Annotated in this window: 8 protein-coding genes; 3 read left to right on the top strand and 5 right to left on the bottom strand. The window is 34.8% G+C overall.

Annotated features, from left to right (window positions below; genetic code table 11):
• Nucleotides 1-34: 34 nt before the first annotated feature.
• From ACAM30_RS20415 to ACAM30_RS20405, 3 genes are all read left to right on the top strand, one after another.
• The gene (locus ACAM30_RS20415; RefSeq protein ID WP_369616353.1) at nucleotides 35-967 is read left to right on the top strand and encodes a type IX secretion system membrane protein PorP/SprF; all 933 of its coding nucleotides are present in this window, start codon (nucleotides 35-37) and stop codon (nucleotides 965-967) included.
• Nucleotides 968-989: 22 nt separating this feature from the next.
• Nucleotides 990-2,915 carry an OmpA family protein gene (locus ACAM30_RS20410; RefSeq protein WP_369616352.1) on the top strand — a complete coding sequence of 642 codons (1,926 nt, stop codon included), beginning with the start codon at nucleotides 990-992 and terminating at the stop codon, nucleotides 2,913-2,915.
• A 397-nt stretch (nucleotides 2,916-3,312) separates the two neighbouring features.
• Nucleotides 3,313-3,930: a response regulator gene (locus tag ACAM30_RS20405; RefSeq protein ID WP_369616351.1), complete on the top strand. Its 618-nt coding sequence runs from the start codon at nucleotides 3,313-3,315 to the stop codon at nucleotides 3,928-3,930.
• A 131-nt stretch (nucleotides 3,931-4,061) separates the two neighbouring features.
• Here ACAM30_RS20405 and ACAM30_RS20400 read toward each other — a convergent pair whose 3' ends face one another.
• The 5 genes from ACAM30_RS20400 to ACAM30_RS20380 form a co-directional block, all read right to left on the bottom strand.
• On the bottom strand, nucleotides 4,062-4,262 hold the full coding sequence (locus ACAM30_RS20400) for a hypothetical protein (RefSeq protein WP_369618670.1): 201 nt from the start codon (nucleotides 4,260-4,262) through the stop codon (nucleotides 4,062-4,064).
• Nucleotides 4,263-4,422: 160 nt separating this feature from the next.
• Nucleotides 4,423-4,911 (bottom strand): hypothetical protein, encoded by a 489-nt coding sequence (locus ACAM30_RS20395; protein ID WP_369616350.1) that lies wholly within the window; start codon nucleotides 4,909-4,911, stop codon nucleotides 4,423-4,425.
• A gap of 78 nt (nucleotides 4,912-4,989) precedes the next feature.
• On the bottom strand, nucleotides 4,990-6,924 hold the full coding sequence (locus ACAM30_RS20390; RefSeq protein WP_369616349.1) for an OmpA family protein: 1,935 nt from the start codon (nucleotides 6,922-6,924) through the stop codon (nucleotides 4,990-4,992).
• A 56-nt stretch (nucleotides 6,925-6,980) separates the two neighbouring features.
• Nucleotides 6,981-7,433 (bottom strand): tetratricopeptide repeat protein, encoded by a 453-nt coding sequence (locus tag ACAM30_RS20385; RefSeq protein ID WP_369616348.1) that lies wholly within the window; start codon nucleotides 7,431-7,433, stop codon nucleotides 6,981-6,983.
• Between the two features lie 11 nt (nucleotides 7,434-7,444).
• Nucleotides 7,445-8,362 (bottom strand): type IX secretion system membrane protein PorP/SprF, encoded by a 918-nt coding sequence (locus ACAM30_RS20380; RefSeq protein WP_369616347.1) that lies wholly within the window; start codon nucleotides 8,360-8,362, stop codon nucleotides 7,445-7,447.
• Between the last annotated feature and the right edge of the window lie 41 nt (nucleotides 8,363-8,403).

The raw sequence follows: 8,403 nt of genomic DNA, 5'->3' as shown, positions 1-8,403 counted from the left end.
AAGCCTGAATTATTTAATATAAAAATCTAACGAAATGAAAATTACGAAATCATATATAGGAATAATGATGTTGTTGAGCTTATTAACAGCACAAGGCAGTCGGGCACAGCAGGATTCGCAGTATACACAATATATGTACAATACCATGACCATCAACTCAGCGTATACAGGAACCCGGGACATGCTTAGCATAATTGGTTTGTACCGCAATCAGTGGGTTGGATTAAACGGAGCTCCCGAGACTATGAATTTTACGATTCATAGTCCGGTGGGAAACCGTTTAGGTCTTGGACTTTCTATAGTAAGTGATAAAATTTTTATCTCAGACGAAACCACTGTAAACGGTGCCATCAGCTATCAAATTCCGGTTGATGACGGAAAAACACTTTCTTTAGGAGTAAACGGAGGTTTTAATTTACTGAGTGTCGATTTCTCAAAGGCCAATACAGGAGCTTTTGACCCCAATGATCCTAACCTTCAGTACAATATAGAAAACCGACTTTCGCCGCAGGTTGGAGTAGGAGCTTACTATTATACTAAAAAGTTTTATGCAGGGTTAAGTTCTCCTAATTTGTTAGAAACCAAACATTACAACTCCAATGTAAATAGCACTGCTTCAGAGCGTATTCACCTGTATTTTATAACAGGTTATGTTTTCGATCTGGATTATTTTATAAAACTAAAACCGGCATTACTGGTCAAAGCGGTAAGTGGAGCACCTTTATCAGTGGATGTTTCGGCTAATGTTCTGTTTAGTGAAAAATTTACACTGGGAGTGGCTTATCGTTGGGATGCGGCCGTAAGTGCTATGGCAGGATTCCAGATATCAGATAAGTTTATGGTAGGATATGCTTATGATTGGGAAACCACCAAGTTGAGTCGCTACAATAGTGGATCTCATGAGATTTTCCTTCGGTTCGAGCTCTTCAATCTGAGAAAGAAAATACTATCGCCACGTTTCTTTTAGTCTAACTTAAAACACCTCAAAAATGAAAAAATACCTATATTTTATTTCGTGTCTGTTTTTAGTGACCTCTTTAGGATACGCTCAGAAAGAAACCTCAAAAAAAGGAGATAAAGAATACGATCTGTACTCTTTTATATACGCCAGAGAGTACTATTTAAAAGTAGCCAATAGAGGAAATGCTTCTCCTGAACTATTACAAAAATTAGGCGATTCTTATTATTTTATTTCAGATTATGAAAGCGCCTCAAAATGGTATAACGCTTATTTGAAATCAGAAAGCAATGTGCCACCCGAATATTTGTACCGATATGCACTTTCGTTAAAAACGTTAAAAGCTTATGCCGAATCTGATGTAGTGATGGACAAGTTTTACAAAATTAAAGGAAGCGATTTTAGAGCAATAGAATTTAATGACAATAGAGATTATTTAAAAGAAATTGGATTGCAGTCCGGAAAATTTACAATCAATAAAGTAGATTTCAATGACAAGTATTCCGATTTTGCACCTTCGTTTTATGGTGATACCCTTGTTTTTGCTTCCAACAGAGTGCATCGTAAGTATGATAAGAACATTCACGCCTGGAACAATCAGCCTTTTTCAGATTTGTATCGCATCAATAAAGACGGTAAAGAAAAAGTAAGTTTCTTTTCAAAAGATATCAATTCGAAGTATCACGAATCTACAGCCGTTTTTACCAAGGATGGAAAGACGATTTATTTTACCCGTAACAACTATTTAAACAATGTTTACGCACAGGATGATAATGGTTTGAACCGATTAAAATTGTACAGAGGACAGCGAACTAAAAAAGGCTGGACTGTTGAAGAGTTGCCATTCAACTCCAATCAGTATTCAGTAGCGCATCCTTCTTTAAGTGCAGATGAAAGAACACTTTATTTTGCTTCTGATATGCCGGGAGGTTACGGACTATCCGATTTGTATAAGGTTTCGATTACCGGAAATACCTTTGGAAAAATAATCAATCTGGGGAAAGAAATTAATTCCGAAAGCCGTGAGACATTCCCTTTTATTACACAGGACAACAGATTGTTTTTTTCATCAGACGGACACGAAGGATTGGGAGGATTAGATGTTTTCGTCTCTAAAATGAATCCCGACGGAAGTTTTGGCTCCATTTACAATCTGGGAGAACCTATAAACAGTCCGCAGGATGACTTTACCTTTATCATTGATTCAAACGGAGAAGGGTATATGGCTTCGAACAGAGAGAACTCTCAGAATGATGAAATTTACAGTTTGAAACAGCTTAAACCAGTCATTCCACCATGCAAACAGTATATAAAAGGAATCGTTAAGGATAACAGAACTTTTGAGATCATTGGCGGGGCGACTGTAAAACTGTTAACGAGTGACGGGCAGTTAATTGCTCAAACGGTAAGCGGATTAGACGGTACTTATTCTTTTCCGGATAAGCTCGATTGCGGTAAACAATATTTAGTACGTTCAGAGAAAGAAAAGTATACCACTGCTGAAGCTATAGCCCTTACGGGGACAACGGCAGAGAGTGTAATTACGCAGGAACTGCTGATGGAAAAAGGCAATTTTATAACCGGAACTGACTTAGGACAAGTGCTGAAACTCGAACCCATTTTCTTTAATTTAAACAAATGGGATATCAGACCTGATGCCGAGATTGAATTAAAAAAAGTAATAGGAGCCATGCAGGAGTTTCCGGGACTAAAAATAGATGTTCGTTCGCATACTGACAGTCGTGCAAGTTATAAATACAATATGACTTTGTCTGATAAAAGAAGCAAATCGATCATGGAGTATCTTGTGAAGAAAGGAAATATAGCTCCGGATCGCTTAACAAGCCATGGCTATGGCGAGAGCCAGCTGGTAAATGGCTGTAAAGATGGAGTAAAATGTACAGAAGAAGAACATCAGCTTAATCGTAGAAGTGAGTTTATAATAGTTCAGAAGTAATTTTAGTGTCGTATTTTAGAATTAGATGTTTCAAAAATAACAATTTAGTTATTGGAGTAAGAACATGAAATTTTAGTTATTGGATAGAGGAAGATAGCACTTGTTGGTCATTTCTGAAAAACAAGCGATAATTACTTATTTTAGATTTGCTTCTTGTTGATACTCATTGATATAAAGTTCAGAGCTAGATTCTTGTGTTCTGAATCGGCCAGACAAAGATTAAATGGAATAGAAGTAGTGCATTTGTTGAGGAAGCATCAGATGGTTAAGTCAGAAACAAGTATGTTTATATCATTTTGTAAATTGTCAGAATAATTTATGACTCTCAGTTTTTTTAATTTATATAGTAAATGTGACAGAATCTAAAATTTAGAATATACGGATTAATTAAAAAATAATGATAAAGGGTAATATATTTATAGTGACAGATGATGAGAGTGCACGGCCAGAGGTTACCTTTTTGTTGAAAGATGCTTTTCCATCAGTGAAAGTATTGCAAACCGGTAGTTTTTTAGAAATCTTAAAATTAGTAAAAAGGAAAAAGATTGATTTACTTTTATTGGATATCAATTTCCGGGATGGAGGAATTCTTCATTTAATTCCGAGCATAAAGAAGCTTCAGCCTGATACTAAGATTTTATTTTTATTGGCTGGTGATGAAGATATCTATACTATACGTTATCTAAATGTCGGAGCAAATGGTTACCTGAGTAAATTAAGTTCCAAAGATGAAATCAGACATGCAATAAATTCAGTACTCGTATATGGTAAATACATGAGTCAAAATATTCAAAACATAATAAACAATTCTGATATATTTAAAAAGTTCCAACAACTATCAAATAGAGAATTTGAAATAGGGAAGTTATTGGTAGCAGGAGTAGGGGATAAGGTAGTAGCTGATAGTTTGAATATTAAGTTGTCGGCTGTCCGTACTTATAAAATGAGAATTTTTGATAAATTAGATATCAATGATCTTTCTACTCTAATAGAGGTTTTTAATCTATATGTATAATTTGTGGTTCGGTCATTTTTAAAATATTCTAAGAAAGAGACTTGTCCGATCTTCTTTATTTCCAACTGCTCCAGTTCGAAGGCTTAGTATATCTCATCTTTGCGAAGTTCAGTCAGTTTACGGATTTTAATTTACTCTGCTGTGTGAAGGTTTTCAATGTTAGAATGTTTTTGAAATTGATTAGAAGGTTTGGCAAATAGATATCGTTTAAGAAATCCCCTTCTTGTAAATTGGCCGGTTTCTGTGTTTAAAATTGGCGGATAGTAATCCAAATAAAGGGATATTTTTCCATTTGAGATTGTTTTCTCTCTTAGTTGTACATTTTGATAAATGCGAAAAATTAAGAACGTTAGTTTTTAGGGTTCTGTCGCATCTGGAATAATTTTTATCTTTAGAATTTTAAGCCAATCAAAGAATGAATATTAAAGGTCATTGATAATAAATCAGAAGAAAAAAAGGGAGACTTAATAAGTCTCCCTCTTTGTTTATATTTTAATGTTTACCATTTCCATTTCCATTTCCATGGCCTTTGCTTTTGCCATTTCCATTTCCATTTCCACGTCCATGACCCTCCCAATTCCCATTGTTTCCTTTACCTGGTTTTGGCCCAATAGTTTTTTGTGGGACACCTTTGTATCCTTTAGCATATTTGATTTTATGAACTTTAAAATTATCATAAGGAGAGTTGCCTCTGTAATCGTTAAGAACAACTTTATATCCATTATACAGATCATAATTTCTATAGCTTCTTGGAAGACTTCTTGTTCTAATCCATCTTCCGTTACTGATATAAATATAATTAGAGGCATTTATATCATAGTACATTTCGAGATCTGGTAAGTAGTAATAGCGTACGTTAGTATAACCTATTGGCCCCCAGTCCGGAGCAGTTCCAATGTTTACATTTACAGATACTTGAGCATGTGAAGTACTAACAGCAAAAAATAGTATTCCGAAGAATAAATGTTTTAATAATTTCATGATTTCGTATTTTTTTAAATTAGTAATACACGGATAAAAGCAAAAACCGAACCTAAAGTTCTATTTTGTGAAGATATTTTACAAAGCAGTAATGATAAATTCGCTGCGTCTGTTCATTTGATGTTCTTCTTCAGTGCAAGGTACTCCATCTGAGCATTTGTTTACAAGTTGGGTTTCTCCATATCCTTTACCCGTTAATCGGTCTGGTGTTATGCCATTTTTAATTAACCATTGTATGGTAGATTTCGCTCTTCTGTCTGATAAAGCTTCATTGTATTTATATGTTGCACGGCTATCGGTATGAGAACGAATATCTAGTTTCATTTTTGGATATTGGTTCAATACATCAAGTATTTTTTCCAGGTCCAGAGCTGCTTCAGTGCGAATATTTGATTTATCTAAATCGAAATAAATCATTTTGATACCGAAACATTTTCCTAAATCATCTCCAATGGTCACAACGCAATCCGATTTCTCTAAAGCTATTGATAATTCTGTTTTTCCGTTTTCTTTTGGAATCGTAATATTTTCTTCTTTGGTGTAATATTTTTCTTTTTCGGCTCTGACAAAGTACATTGTACCGCATTCGACTGGAAAAGTATAATTTCCATTAGAATCAGAGTAGGTTGTTGCGATAATTTTAAGATTATCGGAGTATAAACTGAGCTTGGTATTTGGTAATACTTCGCCAGTAGTGAGATCTGTTATAGTTCCGTATAGTTCCTGAACGCAAATCAGGGGTATTCTTTCTAAGAATTGATAAATATCGTCTGAACCTTTTCCGCCATCTTTATTGGAAGAAAAAAAGCCTCTTCTGGTTTTGGTATCGATTATGTAAGCAAAATCATCTTTCGGAGAATTGATGTCGGCACCCACATTTTGAATATTTGTTACTCCGTTCTGATCTAATTTCCCGACAAAAACATCGAGCCCACCAAGTCCGGGGTGACCATCAGAGGCAAAGTAAATTTCATTTTGATCCGTTACATAAGGAAAACTTTCTTTACCTTCGGTGTTTATACCGGGACCCAGATTTTCAGGAGTTCCAAATTGTCCGTTGGCATTAATAGTAGATTTATACAGGTCAGATTGTCCCATTGATCCGGGCATGTCTGAAGCAAAGTAGAGTGTTTTTTCATCGGGACTCAAGGCAGGATGCGCTGTACTGTAATTATTACTGTCAAAAGGCAATTCTGTTATATTGCTCCACTGATTATTCTCAAATGTGGCTTTGTATATTTTTACTAGAGTAATTTTATTTTCATCTTTTCCTTTTTTTCCATTGATGTAATTGTTTCTGGTAAAGTAAACGGTTTTTCCATCTTTGGTAAAAATGGGGGTAGATTCATGAAATTTAGTGTTTATTTTAGACTTAAATTTTTTTGCAGCACCGGGATTAAATTTTTCATCAATATCGGCTTGATATAAATTAGTAAAATGCTCTCCTGTCCATTTGTGGATTCGCTGATTAAAATTACCGGTATCTCTGGCTGAAGCGAATATAATTTTATTCTCGTAGATTGCCGTTCCGTAATCAGAGTACTTGCTGTTTAATGCCGCATTTTCGATTGTATAGCGTCCGGAATTGGCTTTTATTTTTTCCAGATAATTTTTATTTGCTTCGTAGAGTTTGGCCCTTTTGTCATTTTTTGATTTTTGATTAAAGAGATCAAGCATCTGATTGGCTTTAGCAGTATCTCCGGCAGCTTTGAGACATTGTGCATATCGATAGTAATATTCAGGTTCTATTTCGGTATTCATGGCGAACAATTCGCCATACCATTTACCTGCTTTTTCGAATTCAGAATTGAAGTAAAAGGAATTTCCTAACTTCTTGAAGAGATCTTCTGATTTATAGCCTTTTTCGGCTACTCTTTGGTACGTTTTAATAGCATCGATGTAAGCATAATTATCATATTTTTTGTCAGCTGAAACAATTTTACCTTGTTGTGCAAAACCATTAGATAAAAAAGCAGTTACTATTGTGATGCAAATGTGGAGATGTTTTTTCATGATAAAGAATTTTAGAAGAAACGAGGAGTTATCATTTTATATTTCTTTTTTCTCATTTATTTAATGGTTTCCTTTGAAATAAATGGTTTTCCATCTTTTGTAGAATTAGGAGTTGACTCAGAGAGTTTGACTTTACTTTCGTTCTTTAGTTTTAGTTTGAAGAGATCAAGTATTTGTTTGGCTTTGGCTGTGTCTCCGGTAGCTTTGAGACATTGTGCATATCGATAGTAATATTCAGGCTCTGCTTCAATATTCATAGAAAACAGTTCACCATACCATTTCGCTCCTTTTTCGAATTCAGAATTGAAATAAAAGGAGTTTGCTAACTTCTTAAAGATATCTTCTGATTTATAGCCCTTTTCTGCAACTTTTTGGTATGTTTTAATTGCATCGATGTGAGCATAACTATCATATTTTTTGTCAGCAGAAACAATTTTGCTTTTCTGTGCGAAGCCATTAGACAATAAAAGACTTCCTATTGTGATGCAAATGAGGATATGTTTTTTCATGATAAAGAATTTTAGAAGAAACGAGGAGTTGTCATTTTACTATTTTTTCGGAAGAATTCATAGCGTAGGAAGATTTCGTGTGAACCTGAATTGTAATTGTTTAGCTTAGTGGTTTCACGATCGTATCCATATCCAATGTATAGACCATCACTAACCTGAAAGCCAGCCATAGCACTTAAAGAAGCACTCCATCTGTAGGCGACACCAAGTACAAGTTTCTCCATAAACATAAAGTTGGCAGAAACGTCTACCTGAAGTGGTGCACCTGAAACCATTTTGGTCAGGACAGCAGGTTTGAATTTAATGTATTGAAGTCTGTCAAGATCAAACACATATCCGGCTATTAAATAATAATTGATTTTATCTTTGTAAATAGCATAATCATTATCATCATAGCGATTGGTTTCGATAAAATTAGGTATCGACAAACCAAGATAGGCTTTATCAGAGTGCCAATAAACTCCGGCTCCTACATTTGGAGAGAATTTATTGTTCAAATCCTGAAATTTTGGATCTCCCTGACTTTCCGGATTTAGTTTATTCACATCAAGATTAAAAAAATTGGCTGAACCTTTAATTCCAAATGAAAGTTTAAAATCTGCAGATGTTTGCACAGTATAAGAAAGATCGGCCGAAAAAGTATTTTCGTTTGTAGGTCCTATTTTATCATTAACCAGTGAAAACCCGATTCCCAAATTGCTATTATTTATGGGGGTATTTACGGAAAAAGTACTGGTTTTTGGCGCTCCGTCAAGACCAATCCATTGAGTGCGATATAATCCGAAAATACTCAATGCTCCACGGGAACCTGCATATGCCGGATTGATATTTATGGTGTTGTACATGTATTGTGTAAACTGCGCATCTTGTTGTGCATAGCTAACTATAGCTGTAAATACCATTACGAAAGAAAGTAATTTTGTTTTCATAGTAGGTAGATTTTTTTATTGTTATTATTGCTTTGTGAGTT

It is taken from the genome of Flavobacterium sp. CFS9, from assembly GCF_041154745.1.
Taxonomy (GTDB): Bacteria; Bacteroidota; Bacteroidia; order Flavobacteriales; family Flavobacteriaceae; genus Flavobacterium.
The sequence above is the reverse complement of the archived record's forward strand: the minus strand, read 5'-3'. Positions and strand labels throughout refer to the sequence as shown.